Here is a 24,967-nt window from a genome sequence, read left to right on the forward strand (position 1 = left end):
TTAATTTTTAAACTGAAAAAGAAAATAATTCACATTCGATAAAAACTCTCTAAAATACGATTGTGGAATTGAAATCAATGGTGTTTTTGCCGGAAGACCATAAATTTCATAATCTTTATTATCAAATCCAACTTTTCTAGCAATATTTTTAGAACGGAAAATGTGATAATCATTCGTTACAATCAATACTTTTATTTTTCGATTTCCATTATTTTCAGAATTTTTATTCTTGCCATTTTCACTATTTCTTATTTTTTCAAGACTAAATCTAAAATTCTCAACCGTATTCTTAGATTTATCCTCCAAAATAATCCTATCTTCACTAATTCCATTTTTCAAGAGTTCTCTTTTTATGGCTACCCCTTCTGCAATACCTTCATTTTTCCCTTTCCCTCCAGTTGCAATAACCTTAACTTCTGGATTTTCCTTTAAATACTCCGTTGCCGCCTTTATCCTTTCCATAAGTGATTTAGCAGGCTTTTCTCCTTTTACTCTTGCCCCCAGTATTATTACATAATCTACTTTTTTATTTTCATTTACGGCTTTTCTATCAGTTATATATTCTTTTATTATGAAATATTGTACAAAGCAAAATAAAAAAATAAATATGATGATAGAAATTTTTATTAATGTTATAATTGTATTCTTCATAAATTTTCGATTTTAAAAATATCCTTTCTTAAAATAAAGGCTGTTTCATTTCTGAAACAACCATTTAAATAATTATTCTTTCACGATAGATGTAAAATCACTATAGTCCTGAACTTTAAAAACTCTTTTAAATATTTTATTATATTTTACAATAATTGTCAATTTTTTGTTTTTATTTTTTTATTGATGTTTTCTTTAAAAAATACTATAATAAATTATATAAAAACTATTGAAATATTTAAGAAAATAAAAAAAAGGGAAAAGATAAAAATGAGAATCAAAAAAATAAAAGATAATTTTTATGAAGAATTAGGAATGAATAAATATGATTTTTTTAATAATTTAGTAAATGAAATAGGAAATTTTCCATATGTAGTTTCAAATATATACGAAGATAATTCAACAAAAACTACAATAGTTGAAGATCAGGGTATGTATATTAATAATGGCTGGAATGAAACCGATGAAACAGCATTATATATTTCTGAGTGTAATTCTGATAGTGAAATTAGAGTTTATTATGGTTATGAAGAACTTTTTTCTTATTTTTTAATTTACTATTTTGAAAATATTGCTAATTATGCTAACTTAATAAGTTTTGTTGAACAAGAATTGCATAATTATATAAAATATATGGAAAAATTTAAAAATTTTAGAATAAATGTTGATTTAAAAAATTTATTTAAAAGAGATAAATTAAGAAATTTCTTATTAAAATATAACGAGTATAAAAAAGAAATTTTTTTCTTGTCTTCTTGGAAAAGATAGATTAAAAGAATTTATGCTTAACAAAAAGAGAATTTTTAGAATAAATGGAGTTGATTATTTTCAAATTGAAGAAAAAGAAAAATATTCTGAAATATATAGAATAGAAATAGAAAATGATATTAAAATAGAATATTATTCAAAAGATTTAGAATATGAAAGTTTTGGAAATGTTGGCTTTTTATACAAAGAGAAAAATTTTGATATTGAAAATAAAAGTTTAAAAGGTAAGGAATTAAACTTTGAACGATATAGAGATAATAGGGATGAAATGAATTTAGAAAGAATTTCAAAAGAAGATTTTTTAAAAGAGCTTGAAATTATTATTGTTGCCTATAAAGATATTTATAATGATATTGAAATAGAAGAAATATTTGAAAGGTTTAAAGAAAATTTTTAAATAAAAATACATTATCTTCCAAAAAAGGATAGATGATATTCTCAGATGAAAAATGTAGATTTTATCATAATTGTCAATTTATTATTTTATTTTTTAATTGACATTTTGTACAAAAAGAACTATAATAAATTGTACAAGAAATTATAAAAGGAGTAATAAATATGTTAGCGGTAAGTTTTTCAACTATGAGAAATAATTTAAAAAGTTATTGTGATAAAGCAGTGAAAGAAAATGAAGATGTAATTGTAACAAGAAAAAATGAAGAAAATGTAGTTTTAATAAATCTTGAAAAATATAATCAATTTTTGAAAGCAGTCCAAAATGCTGAATATCTTGCAAAAATAGATAGAGGATTTTCTCAGATGAAAAGTGGAAAAGGACAAGTCCACGATTTAATCGAGGTTGACGATGAATAAATTATGGACTGATGATGGCTGGGCAGATTATTTATATTGGCAATCTCAAGATAAAAAAACTTTAAAAAGGATTAACGAACTCATAAAAGATATTGAAAGAAATGGAGCATTGAATGGAATAGGCAAACCTGAAGCTTTGAAATATAGAAAAGGATTTAGTCGAAGAATTGACGAAACTAACAGGCTTGTTTATGCCATTGATGAAAATGGGGTTTTATGGATAATTTCTTGTAGAGGACATTATTAAAATTAATTTTTTACAATAAATTAAAAAGAGTGGCACTTAATCCACTCTTTATTTTTTACACAAATATTTTAATTTACTGATTTTCAAATCCACCTGTATAAAGCTGATAATAAGTTCCTTTTTGTGCAATCAGTTCATCGTGATTTCCACGTTCAATAATTTTTCCTTGATCAAGTACCATTATCACATCAGAATTTTTAATAGTTGAAAGCCTGTGGGCAATTACAAATACTGTTCTTCCCACCATCAACTTATCCATTCCTTCCTGCACGATTTTTTCTGTTCTTGTATCGATGCTTGAAGTTGCTTCATCCAGAATTAAGACTGGCGGATCGGCGATTGCTGCTCTTGCTATTGATAATAATTGCCGTTGTCCTTGTGAAAGGCTAGAACCGTCACCGCTTAAATAAGTGTCGTAGCCTTGTGGCAAGTGTTTTATAAAATGATCGGCATTGGCAAGTTTTGCGGCCGCATACACTTCTTCATCTGTTGCATCAAGTTTTCCATATCTAATGTTGTCGGCAACCGTTCCAGAAAATAAGTGTGTGTCCTGTAGTACAATTCCAAGAGATTCTCTTAAATCATGTTTTTTTATTTTTTCAATGTTAATACCATCATATCGGATTTTTCCTGAATTAATATCGTAAAATCTGTTAATTAAGTTTGTAATTGTGGTTTTTCCAGCTCCTGTTGCACCAACGAAGGCAATTTTTTCTCCTGGCTTTGCATAAAGATTGATATTGTGAAGTATTGTCTTTTCATCATTGTAGCCAAATGTTACATCTTCAAAAACAACATCTCCCATTAGTCTTTCATAAGAAATCGTTCCGTCAGAATGTGGATATTTCCAGGCCCATGCACCTGTGTGCTTTTCTGTTTCTGTAATTTTTCCATTTTCATCAATATTTGCATTTACAAGAGTTACATAGCCGTTATCTTGCTCAGGTGTCTGATCTAGCAGGTTAAATACCCTTTGAGCTCCAGCCGATGCCAGTATTACTGATGTTAATTGCTGTGCAATTTGTGAAACAGGCTGATTTATTACTTTTATGAACTGCAAGAATGATACAAGTCCACCGATTGTAAATCCTGCAATGTTATTAAACACTATTATTGAACCAAGGACCGCTGTAAGTACAAAGTTTATATTTCCAAGGTTTCCGACAGCAGGGCCTAGAATATTTGCAAATTTCATTGCATTGTTTGCCCTGTTAAATAATGCCGTATTCAGCTTGTTAAAACGTTCATCAGCTTTTTTCTCATACGAAAATACTTTTACAACTTTCAGACCTTCTATCATTTCCTCTACATATCCATTTACAATACCGATATTTCTTTGCTGTGCAGTATAGTTCTTTGAACTTTTTGCAGAAATAGTCTTTGTTGTGACAATCATAATTATAATCATTACTACTACAAAGAATGTCAATGGAACATTTAGGATGAACATTGAAATAAGCACACTTATAATTGTAATGATTGAAGATATTACCTGTGATAAACTTTCTACCATCATATTTCGCAATGCATCAATGTCACTTGAATAGACGCTCATTATATCTCCATGTGCATTCGTGTCAAAATATTTTATAGGAAGCGATTCCATGTGTATAAATACATCATCTCTTAATTTTTTTAATGTTCCTTGTGCAATGTAAATCATAAAAACTTCATAAATATATGTACATGCAACTGCTCCGGCATAAACAGTTATCATCTTAAAAATTATTGAAATTAGGCTTTTTAAAAACTCTGGATTATTTTTTCCAATGTTTGGAATAATAACTCCATCTATTAATTCCTTTGAATACATCGTTCCGACAACCATTCCAAATGAACTAAGGCAAATAAATGCAATGACAAATAATGTACGAATCTTGTAATGCTTAAACATATACCCCAGTAGTCTTATTAACCCTTTTATCTGATTTTTAGATTCAGATTTTTGGGATTTTTTGTTATCTTTAGCCATTATTCATCACTCCCTTCTGTCTGAGATTCGTAAACTTCACGATATACGTTGCTCATTTTAATTAGTTCATCGTGTGTTCCTGCAGCTGTAATAACTCCATCTTCCAAGACTAATATTTTATCAGAATCCTTTATTGATGAAATTCTTTGACCAATAATAATTTTTGTAATATGTGGCAATTCATTTTTAAAGGCTTCTCTTATTAGTTTATCCGTTTTTGTATCAACTGCACTGGTTGAATCATCTAAAATTAATATTTTCGGAGATTTTAGCAAAGCTCTTGCAATACATAGCCTTTGTCTTTGTCCTCCAGACACATTTGCTCCGCCACGTTCAATACGAGTATCGTACTTTTTAGGAAATTTTTGGATAAATTCATCAGCCTGTGCCAATTTACAGGCATGTTCCATTTCCTCATCAGTCGCATTCTCATTTCCCCAACGTAAATTGTCCTTTATACTTCCTGAAAACAGCACATTTTTTTGAAGAACCATCGCCACATTGTCACGAAGCGTCTTTATATCGTAATCCTTAACATTAACTCCTCCAACTAAAAGTTCTCCATCTAAAACATCATACAGTCTTGGAATTAACTGAACAAGAGCCGATTTTGCACTTCCAGTTCCACCGATAATCCCAATAGTTTCTCCAGATTTTATTTCCAGATTTATTTTTGTCAAATTTAGCACTTCAGGATTATTGCTGTAACTAAAGTCAACATTTTTAAATAAAATCGAACCATCTTTTACTTCAGTTATTCCATTTTCAGGGTTTTTAATGCTAGGCTCTTCATTTAAAACCATTGCAATTCTATCTCCTGATGCTCTTGAAAATACAATGTTTACAAGCATCATTGCAAGCATAAGAAGACTCATAAGAATGTTTGTTGTATAGGCAAATAAACTTGTCAATTCTCCAGTTGTCAATTCATGCACGACAATCATCTTTGCACCAAACCAGGAAAGCAGTAAAATACATGAAAATACAGTCAGCTGCATTACTGGAGATACAAAAATTATAATGTTTTCTCCCTTTAATAGCATATTCTTCAAATTTTCCGTTGCCTTTTTGAATTTTCCTGTTTCATATTTTTCACGGATATATGCTTTTACAACACGGATTCCGTTAATGTTTTCCTGCAAACTGGCATTAATGTCGTCATATTTTCTAATTGCTGCAGTAAATATTGGATGAACTTTAAAAATAATAAAGGCTAAAAAAGTTCCCAAAAATAAAACTGCAACAACAAATATCATTGACAGTCCTGGATTTATCATAAAGGACATAAATATTGCAACACACATCATAAGTGGAGCCCTTACAAATCCCCTTATTAACAGCTGAAATGAATTTTGGATATTATTAACATCTGTTGTAAATCTTGTAATAAGTCCAGCTGTAGAAAATTTATCAATATTTGTAAACGAAAATGACTGTATTTTAGAAAACAAATCCTTTCTCAAATTTTTAGCAAATCCAGCCGAAGCATAAGAAGCATATTTACTGGCTTGTATTCCCGATAACAGCGACAACATCGCCACTCCCAGCGTTATAAGGCCCATAACGATAATAAAATTCATATCACCTTTTCCATTGTTTCCATTAAGTCCATTATCTATAATCATTGCCATAAGTGTCGGAATAAGCATTTCAAAAATAACTTCTATTCCAATGAATATCGGCGAAATCAATGTACTTTTTTTATATTCCCTAAGACTGGAAAATAATTTTTTTAACATTTGAATAAACACCTTTCCTTTCTTTTGATTTTTTTTTATTAAAATAAATTAACTTATACTATTTCCATTTATTAACCAGCGAACTGGATATAAATTTCTTTTTTTATATTTTATATTACTCTCAATTTTAGTAGAATAATCAATATAAATTTAAAAGCACGAAACTTATTTTTTAATTAATAAATCTCAGTGCTTTTTTATTTAATTATTTAAAAATTTTAATATTTATGATTCAAACTTAAATATCCAAATGTTCCATAAAATATCTTATTTGCAATCTCCACCAGTCCCAGTCGTGGGCTACATCATAACCCCAGAAATCTGTCCATGCTGGAACTTGTTTTTCATAAAGAATGTGTGCTAATTCCCTATTACTTGGAAGCAGTTCACCTTCCCATGCACCTTGCCCAATACATATAATGATATTTTTTTGTCTATACAAATCTAAATAATAATGATCCCAAGGCATATTTCTCAAGAAATCAACAACAGAGTTGTTATAAACTAAATCATCCTTATAATCTCCAAAGAACATTGACGCATCAAACATTCCGCTTAGTGAAATTAATGTGTCAAATAAATCAGGTCTACGGAAAAATAAAATTCCCGCATGTGCTCCACCCATACTGCACCCTGTCACAATAATGTCACTTCTCCAAGAAATATCCTGAATTCTAGGTACAAATTCATTTGCAATATAATTAAACCATCTTTCCTGCATTTCTATTCTGTATCTTGGGTCACCGTTAATGTCTGACCAGCTTTCCCTGTCAACACTTCCCACACAGAATAATTGCAATCTTCCTTGCTCAATATAGTCTGATAAGACATCTACCATCCCAAATTCTTCATATTGATTGCAATCTCCATCTTGTGAAGGAAATACTAAAACTGGCTTCCCAGCATGCCCATATCTTTTAAATTCCATTTCTCTTCCAAGATTATGACTATATTCTTTTCTGTATTCTACTTGCATTTTTTCTCCCTATAATTTTTTTTATGCCTTTTCATGTATAAAGTTTATAAACTCTTCCATTTCCTCTTTTGTAGCAAATTTTGCTGTATACATATAATTTCCCATAGCTTCTGAAAAAATGTCAGGCATTCTTTCATCCATTACAATCGCATTTCCATATTTTTGCTTAATTTCATCATGTGAATGAACATAATTGTTATTATCACGACGGCTGGCATAAACACAGTAATTTTTTTCTAAGTCTTCATTCAAGTTTGCATTTCTAATTTCATCAAAAGCTACCATATCAGCCCAAATTTGATAAACATCTGTATTATTGGCATAGTTGTACATATCAGGAGTATACCCGCCTGCAGGACGCATATTTGCTTCCAGCCCAATATAGTCACCTTTTTTACCTAATCCATCCTTATCTTCATTAAGTTTAAAAAATTCCAAGTGAACAAATCTGCTTTTCACTCCAAATCCTTTTATAGATTTTCTTCCTGCATCCAGCAATTTTTCAGGCATTTCCTTTTCCACATAATAAAAAACATCAAGCCCGTCATTTACAACATCCATAATTGCAGGTTCAAATATACCAGTTTCAAAAAGAGGATTGCCATTAGAGTCAATAATGGCATCGTAAGATACAAGATCTCCATCAACATACTCTTCCATAATATATTTTACATCTTTATTACGATTTTCAAAAAATGCCTTTAACTCTTCTTCATTTTTAATTTTATGAGTATCACTCGCTCCAACTCCATTGTCAGGCTTAGTTACAACTGGATACCCAACTTTTTCAATAAATTTTTTCGCTTTTGCAGGTGTTGTCACTAATGAAAAATCTGCAGACGGCACTTCTGCCTTCTTATATGCTTTTTTCATTTTCGATTTTTCTTTAATATTAGCAATCTTGTCAGCTTTTATTCCTGTTGTAATATTAAAATCAGAACGAAGCTGTGCATCTTGTGCAAGCCAGTATTCATTATTAGATTCAAGCCAGTCTATTTTTCCATATTTATGAGTAAAAAAAGCCACTGCCTTCAATACTTCATCATAATTTTCAAGACTAGAAACCTTATAATATTCAGTCAAGCTGTCCTTTAATTTTTGATCCAGCTGATCATATTCTACATCTGCTATCCCTAATATATTTACTCCATTTTTTTTCAATCTGTCACAAAATTCCCAGTTTGTTTTTGGAAATTGTGGTGAAATATAAACGAAATTCATTTTCTATCCATCTCCTTAATTTATTTATAAATGATTTAATTAAATTAACTGTATTTCATTATATCATAAAAAATATATATTTTACAAGTCGATTATGATACAAATTTCTCAAAATTTTTTTTGATGCATGTATAATCAAGTGCAACAAAAAAAATAGAATTAATTTATTTTATCAAAACTTTACTTATACTCATTCAAATCAATCCCTTGATCCAATGCTGCAAAAATACATCCACAATAACATTGACGATAAACATCATATTCTGCACACATATCGACTGAACGCTTGTAACCATTATTTTTCTTAAAATCTGATGGCAAATAATTTACATCAAAAATTTCTTGAATTTCTAATCCAAGAGTGTTTATTAATTGACTATTTTTATGAGGACTTAATGTTAATGCACTTCCAAAATAATCAAATCCCAACTCCTGGGCCTTTTTTGCAACAATGTCTAATCTCATTTGAAAGCAAACAGTACATCTTTCTCCACCTTCTTTTTCGTTCTCTAACCCTTTCACAGCTCGATAAAAGTCAGCTGGTTTGTACTCATCCTCAATAAATCCGACTTTATTTCCTGTTTTTTCATTAAATTTATTTATAAATTCCTGTTGCACTAAAGCTCTTTTTTCATATTCAGCCTTCGGATGAATATTATTATTTGCAAATAACACGGTTACATCAGCATATTGCGTAAGAAATTCCAAAGTATACGTACTACAAGGCGCACAACAGCTGTGAATCATTATTTTAGGACGAATATTTTTACTTTTCCAATCTGAAATTAATTTTGTCAAAATTGTATGGTAATTGATTTTTTGATTTGGATTCATTCTCTCTAAAATTTCTTTTGCATTTTTTATATCTTTTTCAATAAAATTTTCTTTATTTTCCATAAAAATTGTTTTCTCCTTTTTATTTCTACATTTTTTAAACTTTTGATTTATAAAAAATTAGACTTGCTCAAATAATTGCAAAACTAATTTTGAATTACTAAACAAGTCTAAAGAAATCTATTTATTTATTTTATTGTACTCTTCCAACGCTTTTTTCAATACTTTCATTCCATTTTCAATTTCAATTAAGTTATGTGTACAGAATGAGAATCTGGCTTCCTTTATACCTTTTCCAGGTGTTGTATAAAATCCAGGCCCAGGTGCAAATGATAACGTTTGGTTTTCATATCTAAATTCTGTTAATAGCCAAATTGCAAATTTTTCAATATCATCTACAGGCAATTCAGCAATTAAATATAATGAACTACTTGGCTTGTATGTTACAACACCAGGTATTTTAGTAATATTGTTGTAGATCATATCCCGTCTAACTTTATACTCCAACTTTGTATTATCAATGTATGTATCCAGCGTATTTATCAAGTTTGTACTAGCATATTGTTCAATTGTTGAAACTGATAATCTAGCCTGGCAAAATTTCAATGCTTGTGCCATAAAATCTTTATTTTTAGAAGCAATAACACCAATTCTTGCTCCAGTTGCACTGTAGTGCTTAGAAATACTATCCACAAGAATTACTCTATCTTCAATTTCTGGAATCGACATGAATGATTGATAACTTTTTGCAATTTCTTCATCATAAATAAATTGTCTGTAAACTTCATCTGTAACTATGTATAAGTCATATTTTATCGCAATTTCTTTTATTAATTCTGTTTCCTCTGGTCTAAAAACAATCCCTGTCGGATTACTTGGATTAGAAAACATAATTGCCTTAGTTTTTGGGGTAATTAATTTTTCAATTTCTTCTCTTGCTGGTAAATGATAATGATTTTCAATTGAAGTTTCAATTGGAACCAATTTTGCATCTGCAATTCTCAAAAAACTGTCATAATTTGTATAATATGGCTCTGGTACTAAAACTTCATCCCCAGGATTACAAAGAGTTTGAAGTGTAATTTGAATTGCTTCACTTCCACCTTGAGTAACCAAAATTTCTTCTGGTAAAAGATCAATTTCAACTTTTTTATAAGATTTAGAAAATGACTCTCTAAGTTCTATTATTCCAGCTGAATTTGTATATTTTACAATTTTTTCTTTGTAGTTATTCAATCCTTCAAAAAATGTATCTGGCGTCTCCACATCAGGTTGTCCGATATGCAACTGATACACTTTCACTCCATTTCTTTTAGCCTCATCAATGTATGGAACTAATTTTCTAATCGGTGAATAGTGCATATTTAAAGCTCTATTTGAAAACTTTTTCATTTTATAATTTTTCCTTTCTTCTTCTTAAATTATCTGTTTGCTAAAAAGCTCTACTGTCTGTAAAGAATGTTTTTCTTTTGCTATAATAAACTTTTTGCAAAATACTACTTCTTATTATATTTTTCATTTAATGCTTTTAAAATAGCAAAAGTTTCAACGTCCATTTCTCCACTATAATTTGATGGTCTAAAATGGTGTTGGAATACCTTTATTACATTTTTAGTCTGTTTGTCCCAAGTTCCAGTTATACTTATACCGTATCCAAATTTGTTTAACTCTCTTTGAATTTCAGAAACAGGCATCATACTCAATTTAGTCGAATATTCTCTTTCATAATTATTTTTAGTGTCATTATCATACCACATTCCGATATTATATTTTGTATATAATTCTTTCCAAGGGAATAATGGACCTGGATCAGATTTTCTTTGTGGCGCAATGTCTGAATGTCCTAAAATATTCGTTGCAGGAATTTCATATTTATCAGCCAAGTATTTAACTAAAACAGCAACTTCCTTTATTTGAAAATCTTTATATGGCACAAATGTTCCACTGACATCTCCACCATTTACAATTTCAATTCCAACTGAAGTGTCATTTAAATTGTTTCTTCCTTTCCACTCACTAACTCCAGCATGCCAAGCTCTCTTATTTTCATCTACTAATGAATAAACTGGTTCTGATTTGTCATCTGAAACCATATAATGTGCACTTACTTCATTTTTTGTCAAAGTTTTTAACGATGAATCTCTATTCCCTGCCGTATAATGCAAGATTATGAATTTCTGTCTATAATCTTGCCCTTGAGAACTATACGAAGTATCTACTCTGATTGTTCCTGCTGAATTTGATATTGTTTCAGTTCCGCCTCTTTGAGCATCTGTATTTTGTCCGTTATTATTGTCATTTCTGCCGTAACCAGACTGATCCCTGATTACTTGCCCGTTATTATCAATACGTATTTCTATTGGTTTTTTTACATCGTTTGAAACATTTTGATTATGTGCATTCAATATATTTCCAACAGATAATATTGATGCTAAAAATAATAAATTTGCTATATTTTTTTTCATTTAGTTATTATCCTCCTGTTTTAATTTTTATTGTATTAATAAACTTAATTGCCCGATAATTTATTTGATTAATTTTTAACTTATGGTGAATTATCCAGAAATTCAATTTATTGATTATTTCCAATTTGCTTTTTGCTGCTTTTTATTTTATATTTTTTATTTGCATTAACAGTATTTCCATCTTTTAATTGAAAATAGTAAATGATTGCTAATATTGCAATGAAAATTCTCATAATTGCAGTGACATTTGCATCAAAATCTAGCCATATCATTATAGAAATTATAAAATTTATTGCTGAAATTATTATTAACAGTGCATTTCTTCTGCTTGCCGCAATGAAAATAAGCATTATTGATGAAAAAATAAATAATACTCTTGTGCCGCCAATAAACGTAGTGTAGGAACTTGCAGTTGAAGCTATGTCATTTATATAGGGTGAACTTGTCAAAATTACACGGGAAATATTTATGCAGATAAGGCCCGCTATAAATATAAGGAAGCAAATTGTCAGATCTCTTGCATCTTTTTTACCTTCCTTTTCTTTTTCTGCCCTAGTTTTATCACCCTTTTTTTTAGTTTCCATATTTTCAAGCTGAAATACTGAAAGAAATAGCATGATAAAGAAAACCAGTTCTACAATGCCCAAATATGTTGTTGTATGAAACAGCCTGTCATTTGTATATTCATGAAAAATTGAGTTATAAAAATCATAATTTACAAATATGTAAAGAACAGATGTCACTATTGCCACTATTTTTTTGTAAGAAAACATAATCTACTCCTCCGAAAATCTATTTATCCAGCTTAGATAATTTGAATCTGTAATATTTAGGGCCTCTATATTTGCCTGAAAATTAACATCATCATCATATATCTTGAATATAATTGGTGCAAGTATCTTTAATGTCTGCGTTTCAAATATTCCGTGAATATTCATGCTGTAAATAATAGGTTTTTGAAATTTTAAAAGCTGGCTGTTTGTCTGTTTTATCTCATATAAAAGCGCCAGAAGATTTATTTTTTTAAGATCATTGTTTCTGTCTTCAAGCACTATGTCAATCTGGTCTGAAAGAAGTTTTTTATATCTCCAGGACTGATGTTCCTTATGAATTTTGCTTTGTATCAAAAATTTTAATTTAGGCGAGAATAAAATCAGGTTATGTAAATTTCTTTCATATTTTATAGAAAAATCCCTTTCAAAGAAAGTGCTCACAGCTTTTAGCAGGTCGTTCTGAACGCTATAAATATTATTTTCATCATAAATTTTATTAACTAAAGTTGATTTTTGTTCATTAAATGTATCATAAAGATAAATTTCAATCTCATATTTTTCCACATTCGGCATTTTTAAAATATTTCCTGCTAAAACAAAGTTCAAGTTATTATTCTGCTGTCTTATCAGTTTCATATAATCTATGCTGTAACGTTTTTTAGATACGAATAAACTTTCTTTGTTATAGGCTACTGCCAGCTGATAATTTAAGTTTGTCTTATAATGCAAATTCTCGTTTAAGTACAATGGCAGCGAAACAGCCAGATTTTCAGCTAATTCTGATTTTTCTCCTATCGAAGTGAATGTCAGTATAAGGACATTTGGCTTTACCCTTCTGCTTTGATTTAACATAAACTCCGGATGATTGAACTCATAATACCAAATTGGCTTATTTGTTGAAAAAAAGTGATTTGAAGCACTTTCATCGTTATTTAAACTTTCAGAATTTACTTTCATTTTCCAAAAATAATCTTCATAATACATAAATTTCTTATAATGCTCAATCCAAGGGAACTTAGATGTAAATTTACATAATTCCAGCCCTTCCTTATACAAGTTTCTCACCTTATAGTATTTTAGAACATTTAAGGCAGTATACGCATTATGCTTTTCTGGATTATAGTATGCAAGCACATATTGCTTAAACTCATCGTAAAGTTCATTAAGAATATAAATACTTGATGTAATATACATAACTTCTGAATTGTATCCAGATTCCTTTAATGCATTTATTAAAAAGAAATTTCCGCTTTCCTTGTCGCCTTTTTTAAAGAAAACCATCGCTCTCATCATTTTAGCGCGCCAGTTCCCGCTTATTTCAGACAACTTCTCAAGTTTGCTTTCATATTCCTTAACATTTCTCCGTTTAACAATGTCAAAGTACTTTTTAAATGCCGTTGCTGAATTTGGATTAATCTCAAGCGCATCATAGTATTTTCTTTCAGCTTCAGGAACTTTTCCGCAAAGCTCCAAAACTTCTGCATATGCTATACAAAGTCCTTCTGTAATATTGTCAATATTCAAATTTTTTTCATATAGCTCAAGTGCATTTTGATAAGCTCCAGTTTTTGTATGATAAGTTCCAAGTAAAATCATTTTTCTTTCAAAATTTTCATCTGCCGCATAAAATCTTAATACAGCTTCCTTTACTTCCGTATAAACTCCCTTGGAAAAAGCATCTTGGATTATTGGGTACAGCCCATCCATATTATTCCAGTTTTTTCTTATAGATGGATACAATTTTTTTTCAAGCCAGTCTTTTTTTGGCATCTTAAATTCTTTCCCAAAATCATCGTAATAGGAAATTTCTGTAAAGTCATCTGAATAATTGCCACTCTCCATCATTTCAGACTCATTATTTGCAATATCGTAAATTTGCCTTCTGATTTGAGCATTTTTAGCGGCATTATTATTTCCGCTGCCAGCTGTTTCCTTTTCCTTTTCTTTCTCCTTCTTTTCGGAAGATTTAAAAAAATCAAAAATCCCCATACATCCTCCTAACTAATATAATACTTATACAGTAAAAAATCTAAAAATTCAATAAGCATAATATTTTTACTTGACGAGACAAGAAAACTCATTTCTTTTGTTTCCTGCCATTATAATATACGTTATTCAATTTTTATGACTTTTACAAATACCTAAATATAATATTTATAGCGATTATTTTTCTTTTTTAAAAATTTTTTAAAAATCTAAAATGTAATCACTATATTATTGTTATGCTATAAATAGTATAGCACAATTTTTTAAATAATACATCTTTTTTAAATAATACTTTATTATTTTATCACAAATATTTTGAAAACACAACGTACTCAAAATGAAAAATATTTATTTTTTTTATTAAAAAAAGTGGAATCGCTAAAAATTCCACTTCAACTATTTATATTTATTCTGATTTTAATTCCGAATCATCATTATTTTCATTCTTTATTTCAGCTTGCTTTTTTAAATAATCGTATTCAACGTTTAAAAATACTACAATATTCATTATTATTCCAGCAACTCCCAAAATTCCTGAAAAAAATCCGCATATAACAGAAGCTGCAAATCCTACATAAATTGGCATAAAATCAAATACTGAAAAAACAAAAGGAACTACAAATATTAAACTTGCCAGTACAATTATAATTACTGGAACAATTATTCTAAGTCTATTTTTTTTAGATAATTTCAAATTATACTTAAATGATTCCCATACTTTTATATTTCTAATATAGAATATTTGAAAAAAGTAAAGAGTATTTAGGATAAAGGCAAGAATAATCGCAATATAAATTATAATTGGTATTGCAATTATAGTATACCCAACAAAAACCGAATTAGTCGCTTTATTAATAGCAATGCCAAGAATTGTTGTTATTAATATCAAGATCATCACTACAACTGTAATTGCAATTACAAACAGTAAGTACAGTCCAATATATTTAAGATATTTAAAAAAAGCATTTTCAAAACGGTATTCCTTTTCCTTTCCTTCAATTTTATAACCTGACTTCATATAAATTATTACTCTTAAAAGTCCTAATCCAAGTGATACTATAACAATGCCAAAAAGTACTAAAAAATTTGAAAAAAGTGCTCCAATAATACCACGATTATCTCCAGTACTTTCTGCAATTTTTAAACTTATTCCAATATGCTGCATCAATATATTTGAAAAAAGCAGCCAAGCATTTCCAAGTGCAAGCAAAATAAACCATAACTTATTTTCTTTCAGAAACACTTTTAAAAGTTCAAATGTTTTTGCAAAATATTCTCCTAAATTAAGTTTTCTTTCAAATAGATCTTTTTGTAGATTTTCAAAATTCATAGTTCTCTCCTTTTTTTATTTTAATTTCTTCAAATCCATATATTCCACATTAAAATATACAAGATTTTCTGCTATTATTGTATATAAAACTGAAAAAGTCTTAACAATACCGCCAGTTGCTGATGTAACTATTCCTAACATTTGTAAATTTTGTAATTTCCCAATTGTTATTCCAGTAAAATAATTTAAAGCATAATTGATAAAAAAAGTAATTAGTGCAATCATTATTATTGGAAGCAATATTCTTAATCTTTTTCCTTTGCTTAAATATAAGTTATATCTGAATGCTTCTACTAAATTGACATCCCTTAAATAGTATATTTGCTGTAAATATAGCACATTAAAAAATAAAGTGAAATATATGACAGACACTATAAATAATGCGGAAGAACTGTCTAAAACTAATGAAAATATGACAATAAGCATTATTAGAGCCAATCCGATAATTAAGTATACAGCCATCATGATTATAAATTTAAGTGTAATTTTCCCCAATTTAAATTTATCTTTTTTTATTTTCTCTTTTTCAGCATCTTCTTCCATCTCAATTTCCAGGCCTGCCTTTTTTCGTATAATTACTGCCACAAACTGAAGAATCAGTGAAATTAAAGCATATAGCAAAAGCATGGAAAATAGGCTGGATAAAAGGGAAGCATATTCATTTATATTTATATTTTTCTGCATCTTTGTATTATTCACTTTTTTTGCAAATTCATACATTTTTACTGCCTGTTCTGTAAATGGAAATGTAATAAAAAGTACCATAACAGTTGAAAATACAAAATATGAAAAAACTAATAAAGGATGCTTTTTCACAAACATTTTAAAAATTTCAAATCCATTATTCAAATATTCCAGCATTGAAAAATATCTGCTTCTCATATTATTTCTCAAATTATATAAATTCATTAAATCTCTCCTCTCCTTTTTTATTTTATTTACTAAAGTTGCAATGTGTTCTAACAAGCATTAAAATTATAGCACACTTTATTTATTTTTTAAAATTTTTTTATAACCACATTTTTTCTAAGGTAAATCTAATTTTTTGCTGGTATAATAAAAGCAATGATTAAAAAAGGAGGAAAATTTATTATGTTAAAAAAATCAATAATAGTATTATTTTCATGTTTATCTATAAATATCTTGTCATCAGCGGCAGCAGTTCCAAAAGTTTATGCTAAAAGAAGCAGTGAATATTCAGCCCAGTCTTCACGTGCATTAACTTCATACTATAGCACAGTTGACAATGTTGCAATTGCTGGAAATTTTGCTACAGTAAAAGAAACTGGACAGCCGTTTACTGGAGTATACGTTGAATTTGACAAGACTGGAAATGCTCAGGCTGTTAGAAATTATCAAAACGGTACATTGAATGGGCCTATGTTTTTATACTATCAAAATGGTAATTTGCAAAAAGTTGTAAATTATGCAAATGGTGTAAGAGAAGGTGAAGATATCGACTTTTACGGAAATGGTAATTCTAAAGCTATAAGAAATTACAAAAATGGAATGTTAAATGGTGCAAGTTACGATTTTGATGAATTTGGACGTTTAACTTCATCGCTTGAATATGCAAACAATATAAAAAATGGAAAAGAAGTAAAAGTTTCAAATGGAATTGTCACAAATGAAAATACTTATGCAAATGGACAATTAAACGGAGAAACAAAATCATACTATTCCAACGGTATTGTACGTTCAAATGGAAATTATTCCCGTAATTACAGAAATGGGCAATGGACTTGGAACTATGAAAATGGTACAAAAAAATTAATCGAAAATTATCAAAATGGTATTATTACCGACATTTTAGGCTATTCAAGAAACGGTTCAAAGGAACGTGAAATGAAATTAGTAAATGGAAATGGTAACTTCACTCAATATTATGACAACGGAAAAGTCAAAGCACAAGGAGCTTTGAAAAATTACAAGGCTTATGGAAACTGGACTTTTTATAACAAAGATGGTTATGTGACAGATACACAAGCATTTTATTAAAAAATGATTGATTTTTTTAAGAAATAGTGTATAATATATTAGAGGGAGATTTTAGAAAAAAATTTTTATTTAGAAAAGTGGTGGTAAATATGAAAAAATTTTTAGTTATCTTAATGTTTTTATTAAATGCCTTAGGATTTTCAGCATTAAAAAACGGTATTTATTCTGTTGAAAAAAGATATGACGGAAATTGGAATTCATTTGTAAAATTAACAGTTAGAGATGGGAAAATAATTGGCGCTCAATATGATAGAAAAAACCAAAATGGTGAATTATTTTCAATGAGCCAGAATTCATTCAGAGATATAGCTCTTGAAATCTCAAGAAGTCTTATAAATTCACAAAGCGTAAGTTCTGTAACAGGAAAAGATGCAAAAGCAGTATCAGAATTTAAAGAAATGTCAAACTTTTTGATAGATAAAGCAAATAATGGCGAAACTGGAGATTTTCAAATGTAGTTAGGCAATTAAAATTTTTCATTTTTATAAAAAACTAAAAAGGAGTTCTCTCATAGTTAATCTGTGAGGTTGCTCCTTTTTTTCTTAATTATTTTCTTCTAAAAATTTTAAAAATTTCCGTATTTTTCTATCTTTTTCATCTTCCACTAATTTTACTTCAAGAATTTCTCCAATATTTTTATAATCTATAGCTTCTTTTTCAAATTCTTTTGAATAATCAGCTTTTTTCAAATACAATATCTGTCTTTCTGGAACATAAAAGTATTTTCTATTATATGGCAATATAAAAACATAAAATACATCTTTACTTCCTATCTTCCATTTCCATCCAACTAAATGCCTTTTAAAATTAAAATTATATAGCCTAACTGTCTCATTAAGTGAAAATCCATAATTCATTGCGTAAAGTTTTCTTTTGAAATCAAAATCGTGAACAAACCAGAAATTATATTTTCGATTTTCTTTTACAAGACTAATTTTCTCATCTTTTAGAAAATAAATTAAACTTCCTGCATAAATTGAAATTATAAAAATAAAAATACTTATAACTATACTTTTTCTTTTCCTGTAGTAAGCTCTTACTTTCCAAAATAACTCTTCTAAAAAATCTAATATGTCATATATCATTTTTCTCTCACCTATATGCAGTTTTAATTTTTAATATCTTAAATTTTATTTTAAAGCATTCAATCCTGCCAAATTTAAGAAATTCCAAGGTTTATTATAATGAGGCTGGAAGAAAAAGTCAACAAATGCCAATTCTTCTATTGTCATTTTATTTTGAATACATACTGACAATGTATTAATTGATTGTGTCAGATCAATCTTAGAAGTTAATTGTGCCCCTAAAATTACTCTGCTGTTTTTGTCATAAATTACTTTTAATGTCACTTTTTCATAAGTTGGCATAAATTCAGGACGGTAATTATCGACAGCAATTATGCTTTCCACTTCTATTCCTTCTTCTTTTGCACTTTCTTCTGTTAATCCAGTTGCTGCCATATTATTTTCATAAATTTTTATTCCAGAAGTCCCTTGTGTCCCAATATGTCTAATTTTATTTTCAAATAAATTTATACCTGCCAATGTTCCCATTCTCACAGCATTTGTCGCAAGCGGAATATATACTTCCTTTTGTAAAGGATTATAAAATACCGAACAGCAATCTCCTGCCGCCATAACATCCTTATTACTTGTTCGCATATACTCATCAACTTTAATCGCTCCATTTGGCAACATTTCCAGCTGTCCTTTAAATAGTGAAGTACTTGGCAAGAATCCAACACACATAATTACCATATCAGCTTCATATTCATTTTTGTCAGTAATTACTTTTGCCACATTTCCATTACTTCCTTCAAATTTCAAAACCTTTTCCCCAGTTGCAAGCACAATTCCCCTTTGTTTAATCGATTCTTCAGCAACATCTGTAAATTCCTTATCAAAATATTTACTCAAAATTCTTTCTTCAGCATCTACCAGCACAACTTCTTTCCCATTATCCCTAAATGCTTCCACAAGTTCCACTCCAATATACCCAGCACCAACAACAACAATTTTTTGAGAACTTTTTGCCCTTTCAATAATTTCATTTGAATGATTATAATTTTTACAAAGCAAAATATTATTCAGATCAATTCCTTCAATTGGCGGAATAATCGGCCAAGAACCTGATGTAATAATCAATTTATCAAAAGTTTCATCAAATTCATTCCCATTTTCAAGATTTACAACATGAATTTTTTTACCTTCAATATCAACATTTTTAACTTCATGTTTCATCTTTGTATCAACATTCAATTCCTTTAATTTTTCAGGCGAAGAATAAAATAACCCTTTAGGATCCTTCACCACTCCTCCAACATACAATGCAATCCCGCAAGAAAGGAACGAAATATTATCATTTCTTTCAAATACAGTTACCTCCGCTTCAGGATTCATCTTTCTCAAATTCAAAATTGCCGCCGTCCCAGCATGTGTACATCCAATTACTACAACTTTCATATCTATTTCTCCTTTTCTATCAAGATATTATTATTTAAATAATAACAATTAGTATGTCAAATTATTTTTTTCTCAATCTATTTAATTATACTATATTTTAGAAAAAAATCAATAGTTTTTTGTAATTTTTACAAATTTATATTTAAATAATATTTTAAAATCTAATCATTCAAAATATATTTTTTCTCTTGAGGAAGCATAGATTCTGAAAAAGTTCCATTTTGAATACTGTTTCTCATCTCAATAACTTCCTCTGTTATATCCGTTATATTTACAATCCACTCATTTACATATTTTTTTACCGTTTCTCCCTTTATGCCTAACTGTATCGCTCTTCTTCCTATTGGATTGCCATAAATATCCCTATCAGGATCCCATTGACATCTCACTTCTGAATTTTCCAATTTTTCTTTCCATTCCTCCTTAGATAAATCAGAAACTTCTCTAAAAGATGAAAGTACAGAATTTTTCACTATTTCATCAAATCCTTCCCTTTTCAGGTCAATTGCCAGTATTCTTTCCTGTCCTTGCTTACTGGCCCAGCCACTTCTGTACATCATCCATAAAAATGATGGCTTTATCCAGGTCATTCTTGTAAGACTGAATTTACTTCCAAACTTTCCTAATTTTAAAGCCTCGTCTGCTATTTCATTATTATATGCCTGATAAACTCTTATTGTTTTATCATCAAATACAGCATAAATATTTCTTTCCTCTTCTTTTTTCATAATTAATCCTTTCATTCAACATCCTTATTTGTAAAGTCACATCTGTTCAGCTGTTCCATTGCATGTTCTCTTATAGTCTCTTCTTCACTCTGTAACAACAATTCCAATTTTTCTTTCGCCTTAGGAGTATTTATATCTCCTAAAGCAAAACAGCATTTTCTGACTAGTGCAAAATTATCATCCCAACGGTATTTTTCAAAATTCGAAGTTGCTAATTCATAAATGCAATCTATCGTAGAAGGTAATTCTAGTTGCTGGAGATAAAACACTATGTCTTCATGTTTTCCATGCCATTCTTCTTTTGTTAATTTGCATAAAATATCAACAAATTTTTCACTGTATAATTTGAACATGTAAATTGCTGAAATTAAAATATATACGCTGTCTCCATTTTTTTCATTATATGCTTTTTCCAACTCTGTTTTTATATACTCTATTCTTTCATCATCATTTTTTAAAAATTCCTTTTGTAATTGTTGAAAACTTATTTGTTTTTTATATTTTTCCAACATTAATTTTTTTAATTCTTAAGAAAAGATAGTATTACTAAAATTATAAAATTTCAAACTAAATTTTATTATATTTGGAAGAAAAAATAAAAAACTATCTTTTTTAAATAAGTAAGAAATTTAATGATAAAATTAAAAATTTATTTATGTTTCTTTCTAAAACATCACAAATAAAAAAATTGAGAGTTTCCATATGCTATAAAATTTATATAAAAATTTTTACACACTTACGGACACTCTCGAATAAATTCAGAATTATTTATTTCTTTATAATATTAAAATTATCCTCCATAAATTCAATCATTTCTTCTATATTCTTTTTCTTTTCTGGATTCTTAGTTGGATCATCTTTAATATTAAATTCAAACCACAATATCTTACCTTCTTTTAAAAAAGTTTTTTTATAGTACGATACTCCATTATAATATTTAGAGACTGCATACCAATTATCTCCATTTGCTTTATAATCTACTTTCCCAAAAGATGAAATATACTGATCCATAAGTTCTTTTATTTTTAAATTAAATTTATTTTCAGAAGCGCCAACAAATATTTTAATGTCTGAATCTTTATTTTCTAAAACTACCCTATTCACACTATCCCCAGAATTACTAATTTTATAATCTTGAGGAATAGCACAATAAAAATTGAATAACTTATCTATATAAACATTGTATTTTTCATTTTTATCTGCTTTTTTCACATAACCATTTTCAAATTTCATTAAAATATTAGTATTTTCTACTTTTTTTCCAGAAATTGTAGCTATTGGTGATTTTTTCTCCTCTTTTTTTTTGAAATTCATAGAAAATACTGCCAATATCAAAACTAAAACAGAAATTATAATAACTATAATTTTAAAATTTTTTTTGTTTATAAAATCATTCAATTCATAAGCTTTAAATCCTTTTGGGATTTCTCCTGTTTCTATCCAATTGTTTTTATAAATATTTTTTTTATCCTTCACTATTAAACACCACTTCCAAAACTTTTTCATTAATTTTAATTTTATTATTTTCAATATTATTTATATTGAAAGCTGTATTTTTGATTTCTTTATAAATGGTTTTCAAATCTGCTCCTGAAGGTCTTACTCTAACAACTTGTTCTTCTGGCTTCAATAATTTATTAATTCTATCTATCTCTGTATTTTTTTCATTTAAAAGATTTTCATAAATCGAAGAAATTATTTCTTCACTGATATTTCCAATACTTTTGTCTTTTTCAAAAAAATCCTGCAACATTTCTTTACCAATTTCTTCAGTAGGGTTATCCATTTTAAGATTTTTATCAATTCTGCCCTTTCTTTTTATTGCTTCATCTATTTGATCATAAAAATTTGTTGCTGCCATTAAAACAACTTTGGAAGTATCATGTCGTATTCCGCCTTTTTGATTTTTTGCTAAATAATCTAGTAAAGTTCCTCTAACCATTGGATTAAGAACTTGTATTCCTGCTAACGAATCAAATTCATCAAAAAATAATAATACTCCTTTATATTTATTTGTCATTTCCGAAAGCCTTTTGGTTTCATTAAAAATAAGTTGTATATTTCCAAGTATATCTCCATTCGAAGAAAAATCTTTGCTTAATACTTTAACATAATATAGATTATTTTCCTTTGCAATAGCTTCTGAAATCATAGTTTTAGCATTTCCTGGAGGTCCATAAAGAAGTATTCCATATTGATTTTCTATACCAAAATCTTTTCTTCTATTTCTTCTTTCACTTGTATCATTTAAATAACTTAGAGTAACAGTTATATCTTCTTTTAATTTATCATATCCTAGTATATCTGAAAATCTTGTATTTATTTCTTCAGGTTTTAAAATTTGTACTCGTATTTTTCGTTCTAAACTTTTAATTAATTCCTCTTCCTGATGTTCTAAAACTTCTAAAAATAGTCTTTCTGTTACTTCATCATCTTTTAAAAAACTTAAATCTATTTCACCATATCTCTCTCTAACTAGTTCACATAATTTTTTAATAAAGTTATCTATGTCTCTTCCTGACATATTTTCTGTTTTTTGACATATTTCATATTGAAAACTTTTTTCTTTAAAAGAAAAATTATGTTTTAGTAATTTTTTATGAAACAATTCTTTTCTTTCTTCATGTTCTGGTAAGTCTATTGTTATAATTTCTGATAATCTACTTCTAACTGCTGAATCAATTACATCGACTCTATTTGTTGCAGCAATTATAAATATTTTTTGTTTTCCAGTTTGCATTCCATCAACTTCGACTAAAAATTGATTTATTAAATCTTCAACAAAACTATCTGTATCTGTACTTCCTCTTTGACCAAATAAAGTATCAACTTCATCAAGAAATAATATTGTTGGCTGATTTGCTCTTGCTTTTTCAAATAATCTTTTAACATTTGCACTTGTATGTCCTATAAATTCACCTTTTAAATCAGCTAATGTTGGTGCTAAAAAGAAACAATTTTTTTCATTTGCAATAGCTTTTACCAAAAATGTTTTACCAGTTCCCGGAGGTCCTGTAAGAATAAATCCTTTCCTAGAACTTTTACCTTCATCATCATTAATAAAATTATCAACTGCTGCAAGAATAGATTTTTTAATATCTTCTTTCAATATTACATCGTCTAACAAAACTTTTTCTTCGATTAGCTTTTCAGTCGCTATTTCAAAATGCTTTTTATCTATTTCGTACCGAGGATTTTGTTTAACAATATTATTATAAATCCTAATAGCTGATTTTAAATTATTATTACTTGAAGAAATAGCTGAAGAAATTTCTTTTAAATCATTTACAATCGTTCTCATTTTTTGGTTATCCAGTTCTGTTTCTGATAAATATTTTCTCAAATAAGTTATTTGTATTTCTTCACTAGAAGGATTTCCTATAAATATAGAGTTATTCTCTAAATCAAAATCAAATCCTTTAATTAAATCTATATTAGAAACTTTTACAATTATTTTAACATTTTTTATTTTTGACCAATCTTTTATATATTTCACATAATTTAAAGCATTATCTTTTGCTTGAGATGAATAAAGATTAGCAAGCCATTCCATTTCATCTATAAAAATAAAATATTTCCCTGGATATTGATTTATCTTTTCTTCAATCAATTTTAATCTATTTTCAAATAAAGAACCTTGATTATTTGTTGCATCTTTTGTTTCTTTTGAATTCCCTTTATTCTCTTGATCTTCTACTCCTTCAAAATCATCATCAGGTTGTTCTTGTGCAAAATAATTTTCTGTCACATCTTCTATATTATTTATATTTTCGAATACGTTTATATTTTTTGAATTAATATAGATGTATCTATTAGAAAATATAATATCATCATTATTAGTACTTAAAGAAGCTATTTTAAAAGTTTCTTCTGCATTAAGTGTACCTCTAACATAATCATAGAAAAAAGTCTCATCCTCTTTCATTCCATGAAAAAAAATAATATTTTTCCCTTTATCTAATTCTGTTCTTAATGGTTCAATAAGTCTATGTTTTAACATTTTT

General features: G+C 28.2%; 24 protein-coding genes. 6 read left to right on the forward strand and 18 right to left on the reverse strand.

Going from position 1 to position 24,967, the window contains the following annotated elements:
* A complete protein-coding gene (locus HW276_RS05965) occupies positions 1–651 on the reverse strand; it encodes a YdcF family protein (RefSeq protein WP_178937783.1) in 651 nt (216 codons plus the stop codon).
* A gap of 270 nt (positions 652–921) precedes the next feature.
* On the opposite strand from HW276_RS05965, the gene HW276_RS11795 reads away from it, so the two are divergent.
* From HW276_RS11795 to HW276_RS05980, 4 genes are all read left to right on the forward strand, one after another.
* Complete coding sequence (locus HW276_RS11795) at positions 922–1,419, forward strand: hypothetical protein (protein WP_255460356.1); 498 nt, start codon at positions 922–924, stop codon at positions 1,417–1,419.
* Positions 1,420–1,432: 13 nt separating this feature from the next.
* On the forward strand, positions 1,433–1,816 hold the full coding sequence (locus tag HW276_RS11800) for a hypothetical protein (protein WP_255460358.1): 384 nt from the start codon (positions 1,433–1,435) through the stop codon (positions 1,814–1,816).
* Positions 1,817–1,977: 161 nt separating this feature from the next.
* The gene (locus tag HW276_RS05975) at positions 1,978–2,232 is read left to right on the forward strand and encodes a type II toxin-antitoxin system Phd/YefM family antitoxin (RefSeq protein ID WP_178936481.1); all 255 of its coding nucleotides are present in this window, start codon (positions 1,978–1,980) and stop codon (positions 2,230–2,232) included.
* The gene (locus HW276_RS05980) at positions 2,225–2,479 is read left to right on the forward strand and encodes a Txe/YoeB family addiction module toxin (RefSeq protein WP_071124928.1); all 255 of its coding nucleotides are present in this window, start codon (positions 2,225–2,227) and stop codon (positions 2,477–2,479) included. The genes HW276_RS05975 and HW276_RS05980 overlap by 8 nt, the downstream gene beginning before the upstream one ends.
* A 73-nt stretch (positions 2,480–2,552) precedes the next feature.
* On the opposite strand, the gene HW276_RS05985 is transcribed toward HW276_RS05980, so the two are convergent.
* From HW276_RS05985 to HW276_RS06035, 11 genes are all read right to left on the reverse strand, one after another.
* Positions 2,553–4,451, reverse strand: a complete 1,899-nt coding sequence (locus tag HW276_RS05985) for an ABC transporter ATP-binding protein (protein WP_178937784.1) — start codon at positions 4,449–4,451, stop codon at positions 2,553–2,555.
* The gene (locus tag HW276_RS05990; protein WP_178937785.1) at positions 4,451–6,190 is read right to left on the reverse strand and encodes an ABC transporter ATP-binding protein; all 1,740 of its coding nucleotides are present in this window, start codon (positions 6,188–6,190) and stop codon (positions 4,451–4,453) included. The genes HW276_RS05985 and HW276_RS05990 overlap by 1 nt, the downstream gene beginning before the upstream one ends.
* 238 nt (positions 6,191–6,428) lie before the next feature.
* Complete coding sequence (locus HW276_RS05995) at positions 6,429–7,166, reverse strand: esterase family protein (RefSeq protein WP_147003613.1); 738 nt, start codon at positions 7,164–7,166, stop codon at positions 6,429–6,431.
* A gap of 21 nt (positions 7,167–7,187) precedes the next feature.
* Positions 7,188–8,387, reverse strand: a complete 1,200-nt coding sequence (locus HW276_RS06000) for an acetyl-CoA carboxylase biotin carboxylase subunit family protein (RefSeq protein ID WP_178937786.1) — start codon at positions 8,385–8,387, stop codon at positions 7,188–7,190.
* A gap of 180 nt (positions 8,388–8,567) precedes the next feature.
* Entirely contained in the window at positions 8,568–9,284 is a 717-nt protein-coding gene (locus HW276_RS06005) for an epoxyqueuosine reductase QueH (RefSeq protein ID WP_178937787.1), read from the reverse strand.
* Between the two features lie 117 nt (positions 9,285–9,401).
* Positions 9,402–10,613: a pyridoxal phosphate-dependent aminotransferase gene (locus HW276_RS06010; protein WP_147003619.1), complete on the reverse strand. Its 1,212-nt coding sequence runs from the start codon at positions 10,611–10,613 to the stop codon at positions 9,402–9,404.
* Positions 10,614–10,717: 104 nt separating this feature from the next.
* Positions 10,718–11,686 (reverse strand): N-acetylmuramoyl-L-alanine amidase, encoded by a 969-nt coding sequence (locus HW276_RS06015; protein WP_178937788.1) that lies wholly within the window; start codon positions 11,684–11,686, stop codon positions 10,718–10,720.
* Positions 11,687–11,793: 107 nt separating this feature from the next.
* Complete coding sequence (locus HW276_RS06020) at positions 11,794–12,459, reverse strand: hypothetical protein (protein ID WP_178937789.1); 666 nt, start codon at positions 12,457–12,459, stop codon at positions 11,794–11,796.
* A 3-nt stretch (positions 12,460–12,462) separates the two neighbouring features.
* Complete coding sequence (locus tag HW276_RS06025; protein WP_178937790.1) at positions 12,463–14,448, reverse strand: lipopolysaccharide assembly protein LapB; 1,986 nt, start codon at positions 14,446–14,448, stop codon at positions 12,463–12,465.
* A 403-nt stretch (positions 14,449–14,851) separates the two neighbouring features.
* On the reverse strand, positions 14,852–15,775 hold the full coding sequence (locus tag HW276_RS06030; protein WP_178937791.1) for a hypothetical protein: 924 nt from the start codon (positions 15,773–15,775) through the stop codon (positions 14,852–14,854).
* A gap of 15 nt (positions 15,776–15,790) precedes the next feature.
* The gene (locus tag HW276_RS06035; RefSeq protein WP_178937792.1) at positions 15,791–16,684 is read right to left on the reverse strand and encodes a hypothetical protein; all 894 of its coding nucleotides are present in this window, start codon (positions 16,682–16,684) and stop codon (positions 15,791–15,793) included.
* 183 nt (positions 16,685–16,867) lie between these two features.
* Between HW276_RS06035 and HW276_RS06040 the strand changes: the two genes are divergently transcribed.
* Together HW276_RS06040 and HW276_RS06045 are read left to right on the forward strand one after the other, a co-directional pair.
* Entirely contained in the window at positions 16,868–17,773 is a 906-nt protein-coding gene (locus HW276_RS06040) for a toxin-antitoxin system YwqK family antitoxin (RefSeq protein ID WP_178937793.1), read from the forward strand.
* A gap of 89 nt (positions 17,774–17,862) precedes the next feature.
* The gene (locus tag HW276_RS06045) at positions 17,863–18,231 is read left to right on the forward strand and encodes a pheromone cAD1 o protein (protein ID WP_178937794.1); all 369 of its coding nucleotides are present in this window, start codon (positions 17,863–17,865) and stop codon (positions 18,229–18,231) included.
* An 84-nt stretch (positions 18,232–18,315) separates the two neighbouring features.
* Here the strand turns inward: HW276_RS06045 and HW276_RS06050 are convergent, their stop codons facing one another.
* From HW276_RS06050 to HW276_RS06075, 6 genes are all read right to left on the reverse strand, one after another.
* Positions 18,316–18,858 carry a hypothetical protein gene (locus HW276_RS06050; RefSeq protein WP_178937795.1) on the reverse strand — a complete coding sequence of 181 codons (543 nt, stop codon included), beginning with the start codon at positions 18,856–18,858 and terminating at the stop codon, positions 18,316–18,318.
* Between the two features lie 45 nt (positions 18,859–18,903).
* A complete protein-coding gene (locus HW276_RS06055; RefSeq protein ID WP_178937796.1) occupies positions 18,904–20,235 on the reverse strand; it encodes an FAD-dependent oxidoreductase in 1,332 nt (443 codons plus the stop codon).
* A gap of 161 nt (positions 20,236–20,396) precedes the next feature.
* Entirely contained in the window at positions 20,397–20,978 is a 582-nt protein-coding gene (locus HW276_RS06060; protein ID WP_178937797.1) for a DUF4291 domain-containing protein, read from the reverse strand.
* A complete protein-coding gene (locus tag HW276_RS06065; protein ID WP_178937798.1) occupies positions 20,975–21,475 on the reverse strand; it encodes a HEAT repeat domain-containing protein in 501 nt (166 codons plus the stop codon). Before HW276_RS06065 ends, HW276_RS06060 begins: the two co-directional genes overlap by 4 nt.
* 256 nt (positions 21,476–21,731) lie before the next feature.
* Positions 21,732–22,439 carry a hypothetical protein gene (locus HW276_RS06070; protein WP_178937799.1) on the reverse strand — a complete coding sequence of 236 codons (708 nt, stop codon included), beginning with the start codon at positions 22,437–22,439 and terminating at the stop codon, positions 21,732–21,734.
* Positions 22,429–24,963: an AAA family ATPase gene (locus HW276_RS06075; protein ID WP_178937800.1), complete on the reverse strand. Its 2,535-nt coding sequence runs from the start codon at positions 24,961–24,963 to the stop codon at positions 22,429–22,431. The genes HW276_RS06070 and HW276_RS06075 overlap by 11 nt, the downstream gene beginning before the upstream one ends.
* Between the last annotated feature and the right edge of the window lie 4 nt (positions 24,964–24,967).

This window comes from Leptotrichia sp. oral taxon 417 (assembly GCF_013394865.1).
GTDB lineage: Bacteria > Fusobacteriota > Fusobacteriia > Fusobacteriales > Leptotrichiaceae > Leptotrichia > Leptotrichia wadei_A.